At 69.2% G+C, this 18,150-nt stretch carries 19 protein-coding genes; 11 read left to right on the forward strand and 8 right to left on the reverse strand.

Annotation, left to right across the window (positions count from 1 at the left end):
* Positions 1 to 48 precede the first annotated feature (48 nt).
* Genes lptF through rsmA form a run of 6 tightly spaced genes read left to right on the forward strand, consistent with a single transcriptional unit; the run spans position 49 to position 7,480 of the window.
* Positions 49 to 1,191: an LPS export ABC transporter permease LptF gene (gene lptF, locus JF290_RS17775; protein ID WP_199026251.1), complete on the forward strand. Its 1,143-nt coding sequence runs from the start codon at positions 49 to 51 to the stop codon at positions 1,189 to 1,191.
* Complete coding sequence (lptG, locus tag JF290_RS17780) at positions 1,188 to 2,291, forward strand: LPS export ABC transporter permease LptG (RefSeq protein WP_199026252.1); 1,104 nt, start codon at positions 1,188 to 1,190, stop codon at positions 2,289 to 2,291. The genes lptF and lptG overlap by 4 nt, the downstream gene beginning before the upstream one ends.
* Complete coding sequence (locus tag JF290_RS17785; RefSeq protein ID WP_199026253.1) at positions 2,291 to 4,444, forward strand: LPS-assembly protein LptD; 2,154 nt, start codon at positions 2,291 to 2,293, stop codon at positions 4,442 to 4,444. Before lptG ends, JF290_RS17785 begins: the two co-directional genes overlap by 1 nt.
* Positions 4,435 to 5,682 carry a peptidylprolyl isomerase gene (locus JF290_RS17790; RefSeq protein WP_227363372.1) on the forward strand — a complete coding sequence of 416 codons (1,248 nt, stop codon included), beginning with the start codon at positions 4,435 to 4,437 and terminating at the stop codon, positions 5,680 to 5,682. The genes JF290_RS17785 and JF290_RS17790 overlap by 10 nt, the downstream gene beginning before the upstream one ends.
* A complete protein-coding gene (gene pdxA, locus JF290_RS17795) occupies positions 5,679 to 6,641 on the forward strand; it encodes a 4-hydroxythreonine-4-phosphate dehydrogenase PdxA (RefSeq protein ID WP_199026254.1) in 963 nt (320 codons plus the stop codon). The genes JF290_RS17790 and pdxA overlap by 4 nt, the downstream gene beginning before the upstream one ends.
* The gene (gene rsmA / locus JF290_RS17800) at positions 6,638 to 7,480 is read left to right on the forward strand and encodes a 16S rRNA (adenine(1518)-N(6)/adenine(1519)-N(6))-dimethyltransferase RsmA (RefSeq protein ID WP_199026255.1); all 843 of its coding nucleotides are present in this window, start codon (positions 6,638 to 6,640) and stop codon (positions 7,478 to 7,480) included. Before pdxA ends, rsmA begins: the two co-directional genes overlap by 4 nt.
* A 6-nt stretch (positions 7,481 to 7,486) precedes the next feature.
* Here rsmA and JF290_RS17805 read toward each other — a convergent pair whose 3' ends face one another.
* The 3 genes from JF290_RS17805 to prfA all read right to left on the reverse strand — a co-directional run bounded on the left by JF290_RS17805 (position 7,487) and on the right by prfA (position 10,168).
* Positions 7,487 to 8,050: a DUF4167 domain-containing protein gene (locus JF290_RS17805; RefSeq protein ID WP_199026256.1), complete on the reverse strand. Its 564-nt coding sequence runs from the start codon at positions 8,048 to 8,050 to the stop codon at positions 7,487 to 7,489.
* Positions 8,051 to 8,285: 235 nt separating this feature from the next.
* Positions 8,286 to 9,098, reverse strand: coding sequence for a peptide chain release factor N(5)-glutamine methyltransferase (gene prmC / locus JF290_RS17810; RefSeq protein ID WP_199026337.1), 813 nt, complete (start codon positions 9,096 to 9,098; stop codon positions 8,286 to 8,288).
* Between the two features lie 17 nt (positions 9,099 to 9,115).
* A complete protein-coding gene (gene prfA / locus JF290_RS17815; RefSeq protein WP_199026257.1) occupies positions 9,116 to 10,168 on the reverse strand; it encodes a peptide chain release factor 1 in 1,053 nt (350 codons plus the stop codon).
* Positions 10,169 to 10,230: 62 nt separating this feature from the next.
* Here prfA and JF290_RS17820 point away from each other — a divergent pair, with 62 nt between their 5' ends.
* Positions 10,231 to 10,521 (forward strand): hypothetical protein, encoded by a 291-nt coding sequence (locus JF290_RS17820; protein WP_199026258.1) that lies wholly within the window; start codon positions 10,231 to 10,233, stop codon positions 10,519 to 10,521.
* Here the strand turns inward: JF290_RS17820 and JF290_RS17825 are convergent.
* Genes JF290_RS17825 through JF290_RS17840 form a run of 4 tightly spaced genes read right to left on the reverse strand, consistent with a single transcriptional unit; the run spans position 10,459 to position 14,008 of the window.
* Entirely contained in the window at positions 10,459 to 10,878 is a 420-nt protein-coding gene (locus JF290_RS17825) for a DUF1499 domain-containing protein (RefSeq protein WP_199026259.1), read from the reverse strand. The genes JF290_RS17820 and JF290_RS17825 overlap by 63 nt on opposite strands.
* 48 nt (positions 10,879 to 10,926) lie before the next feature.
* Positions 10,927 to 11,874: an agmatinase gene (gene speB, locus JF290_RS17830; RefSeq protein WP_199026260.1), complete on the reverse strand. Its 948-nt coding sequence runs from the start codon at positions 11,872 to 11,874 to the stop codon at positions 10,927 to 10,929.
* Positions 11,871 to 12,833, reverse strand: coding sequence for an agmatinase (gene speB / locus JF290_RS17835; protein ID WP_199026261.1), 963 nt, complete (start codon positions 12,831 to 12,833; stop codon positions 11,871 to 11,873). Before speB (JF290_RS17835) ends, speB (JF290_RS17830) begins: the two co-directional genes overlap by 4 nt.
* Entirely contained in the window at positions 12,833 to 14,008 is a 1,176-nt protein-coding gene (locus tag JF290_RS17840) for a M20 aminoacylase family protein (protein ID WP_199026262.1), read from the reverse strand. Before JF290_RS17840 ends, speB (JF290_RS17835) begins: the two co-directional genes overlap by 1 nt.
* A 62-nt stretch (positions 14,009 to 14,070) precedes the next feature.
* Between JF290_RS17840 and mazG the strand changes: the two genes are divergently transcribed.
* Positions 14,071 to 14,895, forward strand: a complete 825-nt coding sequence (mazG, locus tag JF290_RS17845; RefSeq protein ID WP_199026263.1) for a nucleoside triphosphate pyrophosphohydrolase — start codon at positions 14,071 to 14,073, stop codon at positions 14,893 to 14,895.
* Here the strand turns inward: mazG and JF290_RS17850 are convergent.
* The gene (locus JF290_RS17850) at positions 14,864 to 15,781 is read right to left on the reverse strand and encodes a hypothetical protein (protein WP_199026264.1); all 918 of its coding nucleotides are present in this window, start codon (positions 15,779 to 15,781) and stop codon (positions 14,864 to 14,866) included. The two genes, mazG and JF290_RS17850, sit on opposite strands and share 32 nt — an antisense overlap.
* 77 nt (positions 15,782 to 15,858) lie before the next feature.
* On the opposite strand from JF290_RS17850, the gene JF290_RS17855 reads away from it, so the two are divergent.
* The 3 genes from JF290_RS17855 to JF290_RS17865 are packed head-to-tail and all read left to right on the forward strand — an operon-like array spanning position 15,859 to position 18,005.
* Complete coding sequence (locus JF290_RS17855) at positions 15,859 to 16,800, forward strand: nucleoside hydrolase (protein ID WP_199026265.1); 942 nt, start codon at positions 15,859 to 15,861, stop codon at positions 16,798 to 16,800.
* On the forward strand, positions 16,797 to 17,246 hold the full coding sequence (locus tag JF290_RS17860; protein ID WP_199026266.1) for a GNAT family N-acetyltransferase: 450 nt from the start codon (positions 16,797 to 16,799) through the stop codon (positions 17,244 to 17,246). Before JF290_RS17855 ends, JF290_RS17860 begins: the two co-directional genes overlap by 4 nt.
* A 48-nt stretch (positions 17,247 to 17,294) precedes the next feature.
* Positions 17,295 to 18,005, forward strand: coding sequence for a DUF5765 domain-containing protein (locus JF290_RS17865; RefSeq protein WP_199026267.1), 711 nt, complete (start codon positions 17,295 to 17,297; stop codon positions 18,003 to 18,005).
* Positions 18,006 to 18,150 lie beyond the last annotated feature (145 nt).

Here is an 18,150-nt window from a genome sequence, read left to right on the forward strand (position 1 = left end):
GGCGCAGCGGGTCGGAGCCGATATCGCGCAGGCAACCGGGGGAACGAAGTGTCACGCTACGACAGATATGTCCTGTCGCAATACCTGGTCTTCTTCGGCTTCTTCGCGCTGATCCTCGTCGCGGTCTTCTGGATCAACCGGGCGGTCGTGCTGTTCGACCGGCTGATCGGCGACGGGCAGTCGGCGCTGGTCTTTTTCGAGTTCACCGCCCTGACCCTGCCCAACCTGATCCGCATGGTGCTGCCGATGGCGGCCTTCGCCGGCGCGCTCTACGTCACCAACAGGCTGAACAACGAAAGCGAACTGACGGTGATGCAGGCCACCGGGTCGAGCCCCTGGCGCCTCGCCCGCCCGGCGCTGGTCTTCGGCCTGATCACCGCCGTCATGATGGCGATCCTGACCCATGTGCTGATCCCCGCCTCGACCAAGCAGCTCGCCCTGCGCGAGGCCGAGGTCGCGCGCAACGTCACCGCCCGCCTGCTGAACGAGGGCAGCTTCCTGCACCCGGCCGCCGGCGTCACCTTCTACATCCGCCAGATCGACCCGGACGGCACCCTGAACGAGGTGTTCCTGTCCGACCTGCGCGACCCGGCGCAGAGCGTGACCTACACCGCCGCCGAGGCATTTCTCGTCCGCGACGGGGCGCAGGCCAACTTGATCATGGTCGACGGGCTGGCGCAGCGGCTCGACACGGAAACCCAGACCCTGTCGACCACCGTGTTCTCGGATTTCTCCTATGACATCAGCCCGCTTCTCGCGCGGAGCGACGACCGCAGGCGCAACATCCGCGCCATTCCCACGCTCGAACTGATGAACGACAGCGCCGGCCTCGCCGAGTCCGAGGGCTTCTCGGCCGGGCGTCTGGCCGAGGAACTGCACCTGCGCTTCGCCCGGGCGACGGTCTGCGTCGCCGTCACCCTGATCGGTTTCTCCGCCCTGATGCTGGGCGGCTTCTCGCGCTTCGGGGTCTGGCGTCAGGCGCTGCTGGCCTTCGTGGTGCTGGTCCTCCTGGAGGGGCTGCGCGGCGTGCTCTCCGACCCGGTGATCGAGGACCCCGCGCGCTGGCCGCTGATCTACCTGCCGACTCTGATCGGGCTTGGCATCGCGGTGCTGTTCCTGCACCTCGCCTCCCGGCCCGCCCTGTTCCGCCGCCGCACCGCCGAGCCCGCCGCGGACGAGGTCGTCGCATGATCCTCGACCGCTACTTCGCCCGCCGCTTCACGCAAAGCTTCCTGCTCATCGGCGCGGTCTTCCTGACGCTGATCATGCTGGTCGATCTGATCGAACAGCTGCGCCGGTTCGAGGGCGTCGAGATCGGCTTCGGCCAGCTCATGTTCCTGATGCTGCTGAACGCGCCGGCGGCGATCAACGAGATCCTGCCGCTCCTGATGATCCTGTCGACCATCGTGCTCTTCGTCGGACTGGCCCGCAGCAGCGAACTGGTCGTGACCCGCGCCTCCGGCCGCTCGGGCATCCGCGCGCTCGCCGGCCCGCTGCTGGTCGCGCTGGTGATCGGCGGGCTGGCGGTCAGCACGCTCAACCCGATCGTGGCGGCGACCTCGAACCGCTACCAGGACCTGTCGGACACCTACCGCACCGGCGGCCCCTCGGCCCTGTCGCTCAGCGGCGAGGGGCTGTGGCTGCGCCAGGGCGGCGGGCGCGGCCAGTCGGTGATCCACGCCACCGGCTTTGGCGGCATCGATGCGGACGTGACGCTCTACGGCGTGACGATCCTGACCTATGCGCCGGAAGGCAACCCGGTCCGCCGCATCCAGGCCGACAGCGCCCGGCTGTTGCCCGAGGAATGGCTGCTCACCGGGGCCAAGGTCTGGGTGCTGGCCGCCGGCATCAACCCGGAAACCACCGCCGCGCAACATGACGAGCTGCGCATTCCCACCACCCTGACCGAGGACCGCATCCGCGACAGCCTCGGCCGCTCCACCGGCGTGTCGATCTACGACCTGCCCGACACCATCCGCCAGCTCAAGCAGGCCGGCTTCTCGACCAAGAAGCACGAGGTCTGGCTGCAGGTCGAACTGGCGCGCCCGCTGTTCCTGATGGCGATGGTGCTGGTCGGCGCCGCCTTCACCATGCGCCACACCCGGCTCGGCGGCACCGGCGTCGCGGTGCTGACGGCGGTGCTTCTGGGCTTCGGTCTCTACTTCGTGCGCAATTTCGCCCAGATCCTCGGCGAGAACGGTCAGTTGCCGGTCGCCTTCGCCGCCTGGGGTCCGCCGATCGCCTCGATCCTGCTGACCGTCGGCCTGCTGCTGCACGCGGAAGACGGCTGATGCGCTGGCGACGCGGCCCCTCCCTGCGCGGCCTGGCGCTGGCCCTGGCGTTGAGCACCGCCACCCTTCAGGGCGCGGCGGCCCAGCAGGCTGAAGCCGCCGATTCCGCGGCCCCGGCGACGCTGGTCGCCGACAGTCTCTTCATCACGCCCGACCGCCAGCTGATCGCCGAAGGCAATGTCGAGGCCTATCAGGGCGACGTGCGACTCAGCGCCCGGCGCATCACCTACGACCGCGCCAGCGGCACCCTGTCGATCGACGGCCCGATCCGTATCGAGGAAGACGGCGAGATCACCATACTGGCCGACGCCGCCCAGATGGACGCCGGGTTGCAGAACGGGCTGCTCAGCGGCGCGCGCCTCGTGCTGGACCAGCAGGTCCAGATGGCCTCGCTGCAGATGGCACGGGTCGGCGGCCGCTACACCCAGCTCTACAAGACCGCCGTCACCTCCTGCCATGTCTGCGCCGATGGCCGCCCGCCGCTCTGGCAGATCCGCGCCCGCAAGGTGATCCATGACCAGGTCGAACAGCAGGTCTATTTCGAGGACGCCCAGTTCCGCATTCTCGACGTGCCGGTGCTCTACCTGCCCGCCTTCCGCCTGCCCGACCCCACGCTCGACCGGGCGCGCGGCTTCCTCGTCCCCTCGGTGCGCACCACGTCACAGCTCGGCACCGGGGTGCGGCTGCCCTATTTCATCCCGATCGGCGACAGCCGCGACCTGACGCTCGCGCCCTACGTCTCCTCGTCCACGCGCACGCTCGACTTCCGCTACCGCCAGGCCTTCCGCAACGGCCGCCTGACGCTCGAGGGCGCCTATACCCGCGACGACCTGATGCCCGGCGAATCGCGCGGCTACCTGTTCGGGATCGGCCAGTTCGACCTGCCGCAGGATTTCCAGCTGCGCTTCGACATCGAAACCGTCAGCGACAATGCCTATCCCTCCGACTACGGCCTGCCCGATGTCGACCGGCTGCGCACCGAGATCGCGCTGAACCGGGTCCGGCGCGACAGCGCCTTCCAGTTCGACCTGATCAAGTTCAAATCGCTGCGCGACGAGGATGAAAGCACCCTGCCGCTGTTCGCCTCCGACGCCTTCTACGAACGGCGCTTCTTCCCCTCGGCCATCGGCGGCGAGGCACGGCTCAGCTTCATCCTGCACGGCCACCAGCGCGAATCCGATCTCGACCAGGTGGGCCGCGACCTCGCGCGCGCCACCGCCGACCTCTCCTGGCAGCGCAGCTGGTTCACCGCCGCCGGGTTGCGCGCCGACTGGCGGCTCGGGGTCGCAACCGATCTCTTCGAGATCTTTCAGGACAGCCTCTATCCCGACGAGATCGTGCGCGTCACCCCGCGCACCGCGCTGACCCTCAGCTACCCGATGGCGCGCACCCTGCCCTCGGGCGTGACCCATTACCTCGAACCGATGCTGCAGGTGGGCTGGAGCGACGTGCATGGCGAAGAGCCGCCGAACGACGAAAGCACCTTCGTCGAGTTCGACCGTGGCAACCTGCTGGCGATGTCGCGCTTTCCCGCCGTCGACCGGCGCGAGGACGGCCCGACCCTCGTCTACGGGCTCAACTGGTCGCGCACGGCGCCCACCGGATGGCAGGCCTGGGCCACCGTCGGGCAGATCTTTCGCAAGACCGCCGATGCCGATTTCTCTCCCACCTCGGGCCTGTCGGGCACCTCCTCCGACATCCTGCTCGCGGGCCAGCTCAAATCCGATTTCGGCCTCTCCGTGACCGGGCGCAGCCTGCTCGATGGCGACCTGACCCTGTCCAAGGCCGAGCTGCGCGCCGATTACCTGTCCGAGCGGCTGAACGTCAGCAGCACCTATCTCTGGCTCGGAACCGACCCGGTCATCGGGCGCGACGACGCGCTGTCCGAACTCTGGTTCGACGGCGACTACCGCATCAACCGGGCCTGGTCCGCCGGGGCCGATCTGCGCTACGACCTGACCGATGCGCGCGCCACCCGCGCCGGGATCGGCTTTGTCTATCGCAACGAATGCGTGACGGTCGATCTTTCGGTCAGCCGTCGCTATACCTCTTCATCAAGTGTTGAGCCTTCCACCGATTTCGGATTTAGTGTGTCGCTCAACGGCTTTGCCATCGATGGCGGAAACGAACAGTACAGGCGGTCATGCAGTTGAATTCGATGCCCTTTCCCACGTCCTTCACCCGGCCCCTGCGCCATGCCGTGCTGGCGCTCTCGCTCGGGTTGGGCGCGGTCGCCGCGCAGGCCCAGGGCCTGTTCTCGCCGGTCATCACCGTCAATGACGAGGTCATCACGCAATACGAGCTGGAACAACGCGCCCAGTTCCTGCGCCTGCTGCGCGCACCCGGCAATCCCGAGGAACTGGCAAAGCGCGACCTGATCAACGACCGCCTGCGCGTTCAGGCCTTCAAGGATGCCGGGATCGAGGTGACGCGCGACGACATCGACGCCGGGATCGAGGAACTCTCCTCACGCACCAACCTGTCCCCCGAGGAATTCATCCAGGCCCTCGAAGAGGGTGGCGTCGCCGTGCAGACGCTCGAGGATTTCGCCCGCGCCAATGTCGGCTGGCGCGACCTCGTGCGGGCGCGGTTCCTCGCCCAGGCCCGCCCCAGCGACGCCGAGATCGACCGGGCGCTCGGCTCCGGCGGCAGCGGCGGCGGGGTGCGCGTTCTCCTGTCCGAGATCATCATCCCGGTGACCCCGCAGACCATGGACCAGGTCGAGGAACTGGCCGGCCAGATCGCCCAGATCCGAAGCTACGACGCCTTCTCGCAGGCCGCCTCGCAGTATTCCGCCGCGCAGACCCGCAACAATGGCGGCCGGATGAACTGGATCGACCTGAACACGCTGCCGCCGGGGCTGCGGCCGCTGATCCTCGAACTGACGCCGGGCGACGTGACCGACCCGATCAACCTCCCCGACGCGGTGGCCCTGTTCCAGATGCGCGGCATCCAGGAAACCGCCAGCGCCGCGCCGCGCTATTCGGCCATCGACTACGCGATGTATTACATCCCCGGCGGACGCACCCCCGAGGCGCTCGGGACCGCCGCCCAGATCGCGGCCAGCATCAACACCTGCGACGACCTCTACGGCATCAACAAGGGCCAGCCGCCCGAGCGGCTGGAGCGCGAGAGCCGCGCGCCGGGCCAGATCCCCAACGACGTGGCCGTCGAACTGGCCAAGCTCGACGAGGGCGAGATCTCGACCACGCTGACCCGCTCGGGCGGTCAGACGCTCGTGCTGCTGATGCTCTGCAGCCGCACCGCCGACCTGAACCAGGACGCCTCGCGCGAGGAGGTCGCCGGCGCCCTCGTCCAGCAACGCCTCGCCGCCTCGGCGCAGAGCCTTCTCGACCAGCTGCGCGCCGACGCCGTGATCGTCGAACGATGAGGCCCCCGGTCGCGCTGACCTGCGGCGAACCCGCCGGGATCGGGCCCGAACTGGCACTGAAGGCCTGGCAGACCCTGCGCGACACCTGCCCGCTGGTCTGGATCGGCGACCCCCGCCACCTCCCCGAAGGCGCCCCCGTCACACTGGTCGACGATCCGGCCCAGGCCGTCGCCGCCAGCGCCGCCGCGCTGCCCGTCCTGCCGCACCGCTTCGCCCGCGAGACGGTTCCCGGCACGCCCGACCCGTCCAATGCCCGCGGCGTGATCGAGGTCATCGAACGCGCGGTCGCCCTGGTGCAGACCGGCAAGGCCAGCGCCGTCTGCACCGCGCCGATCCACAAGAAGGCGCTGATCGACGGCGCCGGCTTCGCCTATCCGGGCCATACCGAATTCCTCGCCGCGCTCGGCGGCTGCGACCGCGTGGTGATGATGCTGGCCAGCGAGCGGCTCCGCGTGGTGCCCGCGACGATCCACATCGCGCTGGCCGAGGTGCCCAAGGCCCTCACCCCCGACCTGCTGCGCGAGACGATCCGCATCACCGCCGACGGGCTGCGCCGCCGGTTCGGAATTGCGGCGCCCCGTATCGCGGTGGCCGGCCTCAACCCCCACGCCGGCGAAGGCGGCGCGATGGGGCGCGAGGAGCTCGACTGGATCGCGCCGCTTCTGGCCGAGATCGCCGCCGACGGGCTGTCCGTCAGCGGCCCGCATCCCGCCGACACGCTGTTTCACGCGGCCGCGCGCACGCGCTATGACGCCGCGATCGCGATGTATCACGACCAGGCCCTGATCCCGATCAAGACGCTGGATTTCGACCGCGGCGTGAACGTGACGCTGGGCCTGCCCTTCGTGCGCACCTCGCCCGATCACGGCACCGCGCTGGACATCGCCGGCCGCGGCGAGGCCGACCCGACCAGCCTGATCGAGGCGTTGAAACTGGCACAACGCATGGCTTCCGGATGAGCGCCATCGACGCGCTGCCGCCGCTCAGCCGGGTGATCGCGGATCACGGGCTCAGCGCCCGCAAGTCGCTGGGCCAGAACTTCCTGCTCGACCTCAACCTGACCGCCAAGATCGCCCGCCAGGCGGGCGACCTCACCGGCTGCGATGTGCTCGAGATCGGCCCCGGCCCCGGCGGGCTGACCCGCGGTCTGCTGGCCGAGGGCGCACGCCGCGTGCTGGCGGTGGAAAAGGACAGCCGCTGCATTCCGGCCCTGGAGGAGATCGCCGCCGCCTATCCCGGACGGCTGACGGTGATCGAGGGCGATGCGCTGGAGATCGACCCGCTGGCCCACCTGACGCCACCGGTGCGGGTCGCGGCCAACCTGCCCTACAATGTCGGAACCGAACTGCTGGTGCGCTGGCTGACGCCCCCCGACTGGCCGCCCTTCTGGCAGAGCCTGACGCTGATGTTCCAGCGCGAGGTCGCCGAGCGGATCGTCGCGCAGCCCGGCAGCAAGGCCTATGGCCGGCTCGCGATCCTCGCGCAATGGCGCTGCGAGGCGCGGATCGTGATGGCGCTGCCGCCCGGCGCCTTCACGCCGCCGCCCAAGGTGGCCAGCGCCGTGGTGCACCTGACCGCCCTGCCGGAACCGCGCTTCCCGGCGGATGCGGCGGTCCTGTCGCGGGTGGTCGCCGCCGCCTTCAACCAACGCCGCAAGATGCTGCGCGCCGCGCTCAGGGGGCTGGCGCCGGATATCGAGGAGGTTCTGCGCGCGGCCGGGATCGCCCCCACCGAGCGGGCCGAACAGGTGTCGCTCGAGGGCTTCTGCGCCCTCGCCCGCACCTTGGCCGCCCGCTAGGCGCCTTTACTCGGCCGCTTCCGGATTGTCGTTGGACTCGGGCTTGGGCTTGGCATCGGCCTTGACCGCGGGCTTGCGCGCGCGCGGCTTGCGGGCCGGCTTCTTGGGCGCGCTTTCCGGCGTCTCGACCAGGCCGCTGTCGTTGCCGTCGTCGCTGTCGCCGCCCAGGTCCAGAACGTCCGGCTGCGGTGCCGAGGACGGATCGTTGCCCGACGGCGCGTTGGCGGCTTCGCGCTCCTGGCGCTCGGCGCGTTCGCGGTCGCGTTCGGCCTGGCGCTCGCGGTTCTGCCGCTCCTGCTCCTCGCGCCGCGCATCCATCTCGCGCTGCGCCTCGCTCAGCAGGCGCAGGTAATGCTCGGCATGCTGCTGGAAATTCTCGGTGGCAACCCGATCATTGGACAGCTGCGCATCGCGCGCCAGCTGGTTGTATTTCTCGATGATCTGCTGCGGCGTGCCCCGCACCTTGCCTTCGGGACCGGAACTGTCGAACACGCGGTTGATGACATTCCCGCCGCTCTGCGGACGGTTGCGGTTGGATTTCGACCGCGAACGTGATTTGGACGATCTCATGTGACTAGTGTCAGCCTTGTCTTCCGTGTCTGTCGATCCGTTTCACGCCTCTTGCGTTCAGTTCTACCGGATCATCGACTTTTTGGGCTTGGCGTTGCATGGGGGCCGCGAACGGCACCGGACGAGGCAACGCTTCTGAGTAAACACGTCCTGCGCCCACAGACAAGGGTTTCAAGACAGTTTTTCGCAAATTCCATGTCAAAAACGCCATTTTTGGCGGTTTCAAGCGACGGTCTCAGCCATTTTCCGCGCGGATCACGCGCGGGCGGCGGTCCATGTCGAGGATCGTTCCGATGCCGCTCAGCCCCGCCTCGGCCAGCAATCCGCCCACCGCCTCGGCCTGTGTCGGGCCGATTTCCAGCAGCACCCGACCACCCGGCGCCAGGTGCGCGCCCAGCCCCGCTGCGATGGCCCGATAGGCGCCCAGCCCGTCGCCGCCATCGGTCAGAGCCATTTCCGGTTCATGCCGCCGCACCTCGTCCTGCAGGTCCGCCATCTCGCCCTTGGCGATATAGGGCGGGTTGGCGACGATCAGGTCGAACTGCCCGGTGACCGCGCCGAACCAGTCCGATTGCAGGATCTCCGCCCGCGCCTGCACCCGGTGCAACACCGCGTTGGCGCTGGCCTGCAGGCAGGCGGCTTCGGACAGGTCGATGCCCACGCCCGTGGCGTCCGGGGTTTCGGCCAGCAGCGTCACCAGGATGCAGCCCGAGCCCACGCCGAGGTCCAGTACCCGCGAGAACGGCGCCGACAGCGCCGCCTCCACAAGGGTTTCGGTCTCCGGGCGCGGGTCCAGCACGTCGCCGCTGATCTTGAAGCGGCGGCCATAGAAGGCACGCTCGCCCAACAGGTGCGACACCGGCACCCGCACCGCGCGCAGCGCGATCAGCTGCTCGTAGCGTTCGCCCACGTCCGGCGCCAGGTCCTCGGGCGCGATCAGGGTGACCCGGGCGGCCTCGATCCGGGCGGCATGGGCCAGCAGGATACGCGCGTCCCGCGCCGGCTCGTCGATCCCGGCGGCGCGCAGGCGCGCCGTGGCGGCGACCATGGCCTGCGCGGCGGTCGTCACGCGCCCATCTCCGCCAGCATCCGGGCCTTGTCATCCGCACTCAGCGCGTCGATCACCTCGTCGAGGTCCCCCTGCATCACCTGGTCCAGCTTGTAGAGCGTCAGGTTGATGCGGTGATCCGTCATCCGTCCCTGCGGGAAGTTGTAGGTGCGGATGCGCTCGGAGCGGTCGCCGCTGCCGACCTGCGCCGCGCGGCTGGCCGAACGCTCGCTGTCCACGCGCTGGCGCTCCAGGTCGTAGAGCCGCGATTTCAGCACCTGCATCGCGATCTCCCGGTTGCGGTGCTGCGATTTCTCGGAACTGGTGACGACGATGCCGGTGGGCAGATGGGTGATGCGCACCGCGGAATCGGTGGTGTTCACGTGCTGCCCGCCCGCGCCCGACGATCGCATCGTGTCGATTCGGATGTCGCCCGGATCGACCTGCACGTCCACGTCCTCCGCCTCGGGCAGCACCGCGACGGTGGCGGCGCTGGTGTGGATGCGCCCGCCGCTCTCGGTGGTCGGCACCCGCTGCACCCGGTGCACGCCGCTCTCGTATTTCATCCGGGCGAACACGTTCTGTCCCTTGATATGGGCGACCAGCTCCTTGATCCCGCCCAGCTCGGTCGCCTGCTCCTCGACGATGTCAAAGCTCCAGCCCCGCGCCTCGGCATAGCGTTGGTACATCCTGAGCAGGTCTGCGGCGAACAGCGCCGCCTCGTCGCCCCCGGTGCCGGGCCGGATCTCGAGAATCGCGGGCCGCGCGTCGGCCTCGTCGCGCGGCAGCAGCGCCAGTTGCAGCGCATGTTCCGCCTCGCGCAGGCGCGCGCGCAGCAGCGGCAGCTCCTCCTCCGCCAGCTCGCGCATGTCCGCATCCGCCAGCATCGCCTCGGCCTCGGCCAGTTCCCCGACGAGCCCGCGATAGCTGTCGATCTGCTCGACCACCGGGCGCAGGTCGGAATATTCCTTGGCAAGCCTGGCGATCTCGCCCCCGCCGCCACCGGACATCGCGGCTTCCAGATACTGAAACCGTTGCACGATCTGATGGAGGCGTTCGTCTGGAACCATGCGCGCGGTGTCCGACATCGCAGGGCTTTGGTCAAGAGGCACGCTGTGCTAGGATTCGCACCATGAGAGTTCTGACCTGCCTATCGCTGATGCTCGCCGTCTCCCCCGCCCTCGCCGACGTGACGGGCCCCAACGGCAAGGTGCAGGATTGCTACTGCACCGACACCTCCGGCGCCCGGGTCGAACTGGGCGAGACGATCTGCCTGCACGTGGACGGGCGCATGTTCATGGCGCAATGCCAGATGTCGCTGAACGTGCCGATGTGGCGCGAGGTCAGCAAGGGCTGCCTGTCATCCCGCCTGCAGAGCGTCGATCCAGCCCTCGACCCGCTCCCGGTTCACTCCCAGATCTGACCGCCCGAACCGCGCCCGGCCGTGGATCACCAGGCTGTCGCCCTCGCGGCGCACCGTGGTATAGTCGGGAAAGCCCATCACCGCGCTGCGGGTCACGTAGGTCACCATGCCCTCCTCGACCGTGCCGGCCAGCGGCTTGGTGCGCGGCGTCGACAGGATGATCGCGTCCAGCCGCGACAGCGTGTCCGGCCCCGCCTCGATCACCCGCACCACGCCGTTGCTTCGGTCGCGGTCCTCGCTGATGCCCTCGGGCATCGCGTGCCAGACCACCGGGTCGCTCGGCGCCAGCCGGATATAGCCCAGCAGCACCACCACGACCGCCACCAACACCCAGAGCAGCATCATCAGTCTTCCCATGTCCGCCTTGTCCCGGTCGTCCCCTCGCCCGGACCACGGGGCCGGGCGTTATCTCTGTTGCACCCCGGGCAGCACGCACAGCAACTCGTAGAGGAGGTTCGCCCCCGTCAGCGCCGTGTTGCCCGACGGGTCATAAGGCGGCGACACCTCCACCAGATCGCATCCGACGATCCGCAGCCCCTTGAGCGCGCGGATCAGCTGCAACGCCTGCGGGGTGGTCAGACCGCCGATCTCCGGCGTCCCGGTGCCCGGCGCATAGGCCGGGTCAAGACTATCGATATCATAGGTCACGTAAGTCGGCCTATCGCCGATATCGCGACGTATTTCCGCACCCAGCTCGGCCAGCGGATGGTTCCACAGCGCCTCGGCCGGGAACTGCTGGAACCCCCAGCCGCGCGCCTCGGCGAAATCGGTGGCCGCGTAACCGCTGCCGCGCAGGCCGATCTGATAGGTCTTGTCCGCCTCGATCAGCCCTTCCTCGTAGGCGCGGCGGAACACCGTGCCGTGGGTCTCGCGCTCGCCGAACATCTCGTCGTTCACATCCGCATGCGCATCCACATGCACCAGCGCCACCGGGCCATGCTTGTCCGCGATGGCGCGCAGGATCGGCAGGGTGATCGAATGATCGCCCCCCATCGCCATCGGGATCAGGTCATGCGTGAGGATCGCGCCGTAACTGTCTGATATGATGCTGATACTGTCAGACAGCGAAAAGGTGTTGATCGCCAGATCCCCGATATCCGCCACCTGCAGGCTGTCAAACGGCGCCGCGCCCGTGGCCATGTTGTAGGGCCGGATCATCGCGCTTTCCGCGCGGATCTGCTTGGGGCCGAAGCGGGTGCCCGAACGCCACGAGGTGCCGATATCCATCGGGATGCCCAGCACCGCCACGTCCAGCCCCTCCAGCGCGTTGGCCGCCGGCAGGCGCATGAAGGTGTTCGGCCCGGAGAACCGGGCCAGGTCGTTGCCGCTGATCGGCTGGTTCAGCCGCTTCATGCCAGTTTGCGCCAGCCGAGAAGGCACAACAGCTCGGTCGCCACGTGGGCGCCCGCGATCGCCGTCGCGCCGGTGGTGTCGAACGGCGGGCTCACCTCGACCACGTCGCCGCCCTTGATGTCGATACCCGCGATCCGGCGCAGGATCACCGCCACCTGCGCGCTGGTCAGACCGCCCCAGACCGGCGTGCCGGTGCCCGGCGCATAGGCCGGGTCCAGCCCGTCGATATCGAATGTCAGATAGGTCGGATGATCGCCCAGGATCGCGCGGATCTTGTCGGCCGTCGCCTCGGGCCCGATCGCATGAACCTCGCGCGCGTCGATGATGTTGACGCCCAGCGTGTCCTCGTTGACCGTGCGGATGCCCACCTGCACCGACCGCTTCGGGTCCACGATCCCCGATTTCACCGCCTTGTAGAACATCGTGCCGTGATCGACGCGGCTCATGTCGTCATCGGCCCAGGTGTCGGTATGGGCGTCGAACTGCAACAGCGCCATCGGCCCGAACTTCTCGGCATAGGCCTTCAGGATCGGGAAACTGATATAGTGATCGCCCCCCAGCGTGACCGACGCCGCCCCGGCCTCGAGGATGCCGCGGATATGCGCCGTCACCCGGTCGGGAAAGGCCGGGATGTCGGCATAGTCAAACGCCATGTCGCCGTAATCGGCGATGGCCAGATCGCTCAGCACGTCGATCGGCCAGCCATAGGGCGGATCGAAAGCCTGCAACGCGCTCGCCTCGCGGATCGCGCGCGGCCCCAGCCGCGTGCCGGGCCGGTTCGTCACCGCCTGGTCGAACGGAATGCCGGTCACCGCCACGTCCACGCCGGCCAGGTCCTTGGTATAGCGCCGCCGCAGGAACGAGGTCGCCCCGCCAAAGGCGTTCTCGAAGGACAGCCCCTTCAGATCGTCCCGGGTAAAGGCCTGATCGACCTGGGTCTTCGCGTCTTCGAGTGCCATTATGCCTCCGTTCCGGCCAGCGGTTGCGCCCGCTCGACGACGCGGGCGAAGAACGAGGCCCCGACCGGGGCGATCTCGTCGTTGAAATCGTATTTCGGGTGATGCAGCCCGGCGCCGTCCCCCTGCCCCAGGAACAGGTAGGCACCCGGACGTTCCTGCAGCATATAGGCGAAATCCTCCGCCCCCATCTCGCGCCCAGCCTCGGCCACCACCCGGCCCGCGCCGGCCACGTCACGCGCCACCTCGGCGGCAAAGGCGGTCTTGTCGGGATCGTTCACCGTCGCCGGATAGCCGGTTTCGTACTCCAGCTCCGCCGTCACCCCGTAGCTGGCCGCCTGCCCCGCGACGATCGCCGCCATGCGCTCCTTCACCATCGCCTGCACCTTGGGGTCGAAGGTGCGGATCGTGCCGTTCAGATAGGCGGTGTCGGGGATCACGTTGTTGACCGTCCCCGCGTGGATCTGCGTGACCGAGATCACCAGGTCGTCCAGCGCATAGTTGTTGCGGCTGACGATGGTCTGGAACGCGGTGGCGATCCCGCAGGCGGCCATCACCGGGTCGCGCGTGTCGTGCGGCATCGCCCCGTGCCCGCCAACGCCCTGCACGTGGACGTGAAAGGAATCCACCGCCGCCATCAGCGGCCCCGGCGTGGTATAGAACGCGCCCTCGTCAAAGCCCGGCGCATTGTGCAGCGCATAGACCTGGCCGATGTCGAACCGGTCCATCAGACCGTCCTGCACCATCACGCCGGCGCCGCCGCCTTCCTCCTCGGCGGGCTGAAAGATCAGCGCGACCCGGCCCGCGAAATTGCGCGTCTCGGCCAGGTAGCGCGCAGCCCCCAGCAGCATGGTGGTGTGCCCGTCATGGCCGCAGGCATGCATCTTGCCGTCATGGGTGCTGGCATATTCCAGCCCGGTGGCCTCGGTGATCGGCAGCGCGTCGAAATCCGCGCGCAGGCCAATGGTCGGCCCCGGCGCGCTGCCCTGCACGATGGCGACGATCCCGGTCTGCGCGATGCCCTCGTGCACCTCGTCGACGCCGAATTCGCGCAGCCGTTCGGCGATATAGGCGGCGGTTTTCGGGCAGTCGAACCCCAGCTCGGGAATGGTATGCAGGTGACGCCGCCAGGCGGTCATGTCGGCGGCGTAATCCGCTATTCTGTTCACGACGGGCATGGGGTGGACTCCTGTCTATCTGGATGGATGATGCATCTGACACAGGAACAAAGGCCCCTGCAATGCCAGATGACACGCTGATAGACGACCGCTCCGCCGGGATCAAACGCCTGCTCGCGATCATGCGCCGGTTGCGCGATCCCGACACCGGCTGCCCCTGGGACATCGAACAGGATTTCGCCAGCATCGCGCCCTACACGATCGAGGAGGCCTACGAGGTCGCCGACGCCATCGACCGCGCCGCCTGGGACGAGCTCGAGGGCGAATTGGGCGATCTGCTGCTGCAGACGGTCTATCACACCCAGATGGGCGAGGAGGCCGGCCATTTCACCTTCGATTCGGTGGTGCAGGCGATCTCCGACAAGATGGTCGCGCGCCACCCCCATGTCTTCGGAGACCAGTCCCGCGACAAGACCGCCGAACAGCAGACCCGCGACTGGGAGGCGATCAAGGCCGCCGAACGCGCGGACCAGGCCCGCAAGGGCGCGCTCGACGGCGTCGCCGTCGGCCTGCCCGCCCTGCTGCGCGCCTACAAGCTGCAGAAACGCGCCGCGCGGGTCGGCTTCGACTGGCCCGATGCGGGCGACGTGCTGGCCAAGATCGCCGAGGAAGCCGCCGAGCTGGTCGAGGCCCGCGACAGCGCCGCGCCCGACCGGATCGAGGAGGAGTTCGGCGACCTGCTCTTCGTCATGGCCAACCTCGCCCGCCATCTCGGAATCGAGCCCGAGGCCGCGCTGCGCCGCGCCAACGGCAAGTTCATCCGCCGCTTCGAAGGGGTCGAGGCGCGGCTGCGCGCCCGCGGAAAATCCCCCGAGGACAGCGACCTGGCCGAGATGGACGCGCTCTGGGATGCGGTCAAGGCAGACGAGCGCCGCCCCAAAGCGTGACCCCCGGCAGCTCGGCCAGCCGCGCCAGGTCGCGCTCATAGCGCGCCAACAGCCGCGCCCGGTCGGCCGCCTCAAGCGCCGCAAAGCCACGCGGGGCCCGATCCTCCGCATGCTCCGCGATCACCCGCTGCCAGTCCCGGCGCGCCAGCGTCTCGCCCTGCCGGTACCGCGCCTGCAACGCCAGCAGCGCGGCATCGGTCGCGCTCAGGTTGACCGCCCGCGACGGCTCGCGCAGCGCCGCCGCCTCCAGCCCCGGCACCAGCCGCGCCAGCACCTCCCGGCTCTCGCCGCGCCGCGCATAGGGCACCACGGTCAACCGCGCCGGCGCCAGCGCGTCCCGCATCTCGGCCACCAGCTCGGGCCAGCCCCGGTCCAGGCCCAGGACGGCCGGCACCAGCTCGGCGAAGGGCGGCACCGGGTTGTCCTCGGCCCGCTTGCGATGGGCCGACACGACCAGGTCGGCATAGTCGCGCACCACCAGCAACAGGTGCGCCGGCGCGCCCAGCGCCGCGCGCAGCGTCGCGCAGCGCTTGCCCGCCGCCGGGTAGAACCGTCCCTCGTACAGATGCCGCATCGGGCCGAGGATGTTCTCCTCCGACAGGATCAGCCCGGCCTCCCCCTCCGGGCAGAGCGCCGCCACGTGCGCACGGGCCTGGGCGGCGAATGCGGGCACCCGCTTCTCGCCATGGCGCGGGCGCGGCAGGCGCAGCCGCAACCGCCCGCCCGGCACCCCGTCCCGCCCCGGATAGGCCAGCGCGAATCCCGCTGCCTCCAGCCGCGCCCGGTTCGCGCTCAGGCACAGCTGGAACGAACTGCTGCCGGTGCGATGCGCCCCCGCATGGATATAGACCGCCCTGTCCATCCGGCGCACGATGGGCGAAGCCACGCCCGCGCGCAATCGGCTTCTGGACAAACCCGCGCGGGCTTGCGACTGTCCGCGCCTTCGATCCCGAAAGGCCCGACATGCCCCCCCGCAAGATCATCATCGACACAGACCCCGGCCAGGACGACGCCGTCGCCATCCTGCTCGCCCTCGCCAGCCCGGACGAGATCGAGGTTCTGGGCATCACCGCCGTCGCCGGCAACGTGCCGCTGGCCCTGACCGCCCGGAACGCCCGCATCGTCTGCGAACTGGCCGGCCGCCCCGACGTCAAGGTGTTCGCCGGCTGCGACCGCCCGCTGGGGCGCAAGCTGGTCACCGCCGAACATGTCCACGGCAAGACCGGGCTGAACGGCCCCGTCCTGCCCGACCCGGTGATGCCGCTGCAGCCCCAGCACGCGGTCGACTTCATCATCGACACCCTGCGCCGCGAGGCCCCCGGCGCGGTCACGCTCTGCCCGCTCGGCCCGCTCACCAACATCGCCATGGCCTTCGAGAAAGCCCCCGACATCTGCGACCGCCTGGCCGGGATCGTTCTCATGGGCGGCGCCTATTTCGAGGTCGGCAACATCACCCCGGCCGCCGAATTCAACATCTATGTCGATCCGCAAGCCGCTGATATCGTGTTCAGATCAGGCGTCGAGATCACCGTGATGCCGCTCGACGTGACACACAAGGCGCTGGTCACGCCCGCGCGCAACGCGGCCTTCCGGGCGCTGGGCAGCCGCGTCGGCGTCGCGGTCGCCGAGATGACCGACTTCTTCGAACGCTTCGACAAGGAAAAATACGGCAGCGACGGCGCACCGCTGCACGACCCCTGCGTCACCGCCTACCTGATCCGGCCCGACCTGTTCTCGGGCCGCCATGTCAATGTCGAGATCGAAACCCGTTCCGAACTCACCCTCGGCATGACCGTGGCTGACTGGTGGCACGTCACCGACCGCACGCCCAACGCGATGTTCATGGGCGACGTGGACGCCGACGGCTTCTTCGACCTTCTGACCGAACGGCTGGCCCGGCTGTGAGCGCCGCGCTGCATCTCGCCGGGCCCGAGGATCTCGACAGGCTCGCCACGCTCGTCGCCCGCTTCCACGAGGAAACCGGCATCACGCTGGATGACGAGTCCCGCCGCGCCGGTCTCCTGCCGCTGCTCGAAGGCATCCCGCACGGGGCCGCCTACCTGATCGGCCCCTCCCGCGCGCCGATCGGCTACGTGGTCGTGACCTTCGGCTGGTCGGTCGAATTCGCCGGTCTCGACGGGTTCATCGACGAGCTTTACCTGCGCCGCGCCGTGCGCGGGCGCGGCATTGCAACCGAGGTCCTCAGCAGCCTGCCCAAGGCGCTGGCGGCGGCGGGTCTCAAGGGGCTGCATCTCGAGGTCGACCGCGACGCCGAGGCGACCCGCCGGCTCTATGCCCGCGCCGGGTTCGTCGAACGCGACCGCTACATGCTGATGTCGCGCAAGCTCTGAGCCGCGCGGCCCCTTGTGCGGCCACCGGAAACAGCGCAAAGTCGGAATATGTGCTGGAGCGAAACCGCCACCCTCTCGATGGTCGGCCTCGGGGCGGCGGCGACGGTGATCGCTGTCCGGCGTGGCGAAGCCCGGGCGATCTGGGTCGCGATGGGCTATTTCACCGCGATGGAGGCGCTTCAGGCGATCGGCTACACCGTCGTCGATCAATGCGGCGATCCGCTCAATCGCGGTGTCACGGTGCTCAGCTACCTGCACATCGCCTTCCAGCCGCTGGTCGTGAACGCCTTCGTGCTGGCGCTGCTGCCCGAGCCGGTGTCCGAGCGCACCCGGCGCGTCGTGATGGGCCTGGCCGGGCTCGCCGCGATCCTGCTGCTGATGCGGCTGGTGCCGCTGCCGGCCGCGCCCTGCCCGCCGGGCGACGCGCTGTGCGGGCCGGCCTTCTGCACCGTGTCGGGCTCCTGGCACATCGCCTGGGAGATGCCGCTCAACAGCCCCTGGCGCGTGCTGTTTCCCTGGCTCGGCTCCTGGGCGCAGTTCCCGGTCTACGTCCTCGCGATGTTCGTGCTGCCGCTGACGGTCGGGGCCTGGCGCTTCGCGCTGTTCCACGCCCTGTTCGGCCCGGTGCTCGCGCTGGCGCTGACCGACAACATGAACGAGATGCCCGCGGTCTGGTGCCTGTTCTCGGTCGGCCTGCTGATCCTCGGCCTCAGCCCGGCGGTCCGCCGCCAGATCGCCCCCGCTCCGCGCCGCGCCTGATCCGCCCTCGCAGGCCCGCCCGTTAACCCCTCGCGCCGCACGCCCCGTTAACCGCCGCGCCGGCACATCCGCGTCTGCACGCGGTATGCACGGCGTATGCACGCCCGGCACACCCCGCCAGACCCCCGGTTAACGCAGTCCCACA

The sequence above is a fragment of the Sedimentitalea arenosa genome (assembly GCF_016428585.1).
GTDB classification, from domain to species: Bacteria; Pseudomonadota; Alphaproteobacteria; order Rhodobacterales; family Rhodobacteraceae; genus Sedimentitalea; species Sedimentitalea arenosa.

Bases quoted from the DNA above. Each gene is read 5' to 3' on its own strand.
- lptG (WP_199026252.1), top strand. From the start codon at position 1,188: ATGATCCTCGACCGCTACTTCGCCCGCCGCTTCACGCAAAGCTTCCTG.
- JF290_RS17785 (WP_199026253.1), top strand. From the start codon at position 2,291: ATGCGCTGGCGACGCGGCCCCTCCCTGCGCGGCCTGGCGCTGGCCCTG.
- JF290_RS17790 (WP_227363372.1), top strand. From the start codon at position 4,435: ATGCAGTTGAATTCGATGCCCTTTCCCACGTCCTTCACCCGGCCCCTG.
- pdxA (WP_199026254.1), top strand. From the start codon at position 5,679: ATGAGGCCCCCGGTCGCGCTGACCTGCGGCGAACCCGCCGGGATCGGG.
- rsmA (WP_199026255.1), top strand. From the start codon at position 6,638: ATGAGCGCCATCGACGCGCTGCCGCCGCTCAGCCGGGTGATCGCGGAT.
- JF290_RS17805 (WP_199026256.1), bottom strand. From the start codon at position 8,050: ATGAGATCGTCCAAATCACGTTCGCGGTCGAAATCCAACCGCAACCGT.
- prmC (WP_199026337.1), bottom strand. From the start codon at position 9,098: ATGGTCGCCGCCACGGCGCGCCTGCGCGCCGCCGGGATCGACGAGCCG.
- prfA (WP_199026257.1), bottom strand. From the start codon at position 10,168: ATGGTTCCAGACGAACGCCTCCATCAGATCGTGCAACGGTTTCAGTAT.
- JF290_RS17820 (WP_199026258.1), top strand. From the start codon at position 10,231: ATGAGAGTTCTGACCTGCCTATCGCTGATGCTCGCCGTCTCCCCCGCC.
- JF290_RS17825 (WP_199026259.1), bottom strand. From the start codon at position 10,878: ATGGGAAGACTGATGATGCTGCTCTGGGTGTTGGTGGCGGTCGTGGTG.
- speB (WP_199026260.1), bottom strand. From the start codon at position 11,874: ATGAAGCGGCTGAACCAGCCGATCAGCGGCAACGACCTGGCCCGGTTC.
- speB (WP_199026261.1), bottom strand. From the start codon at position 12,833: ATGGCACTCGAAGACGCGAAGACCCAGGTCGATCAGGCCTTTACCCGG.
- JF290_RS17840 (WP_199026262.1), bottom strand. From the start codon at position 14,008: ATGCCCGTCGTGAACAGAATAGCGGATTACGCCGCCGACATGACCGCC.
- mazG (WP_199026263.1), top strand. From the start codon at position 14,071: ATGCCAGATGACACGCTGATAGACGACCGCTCCGCCGGGATCAAACGC.
- JF290_RS17855 (WP_199026265.1), top strand. From the start codon at position 15,859: ATGCCCCCCCGCAAGATCATCATCGACACAGACCCCGGCCAGGACGAC.
- JF290_RS17865 (WP_199026267.1), top strand. From the start codon at position 17,295: ATGTGCTGGAGCGAAACCGCCACCCTCTCGATGGTCGGCCTCGGGGCG.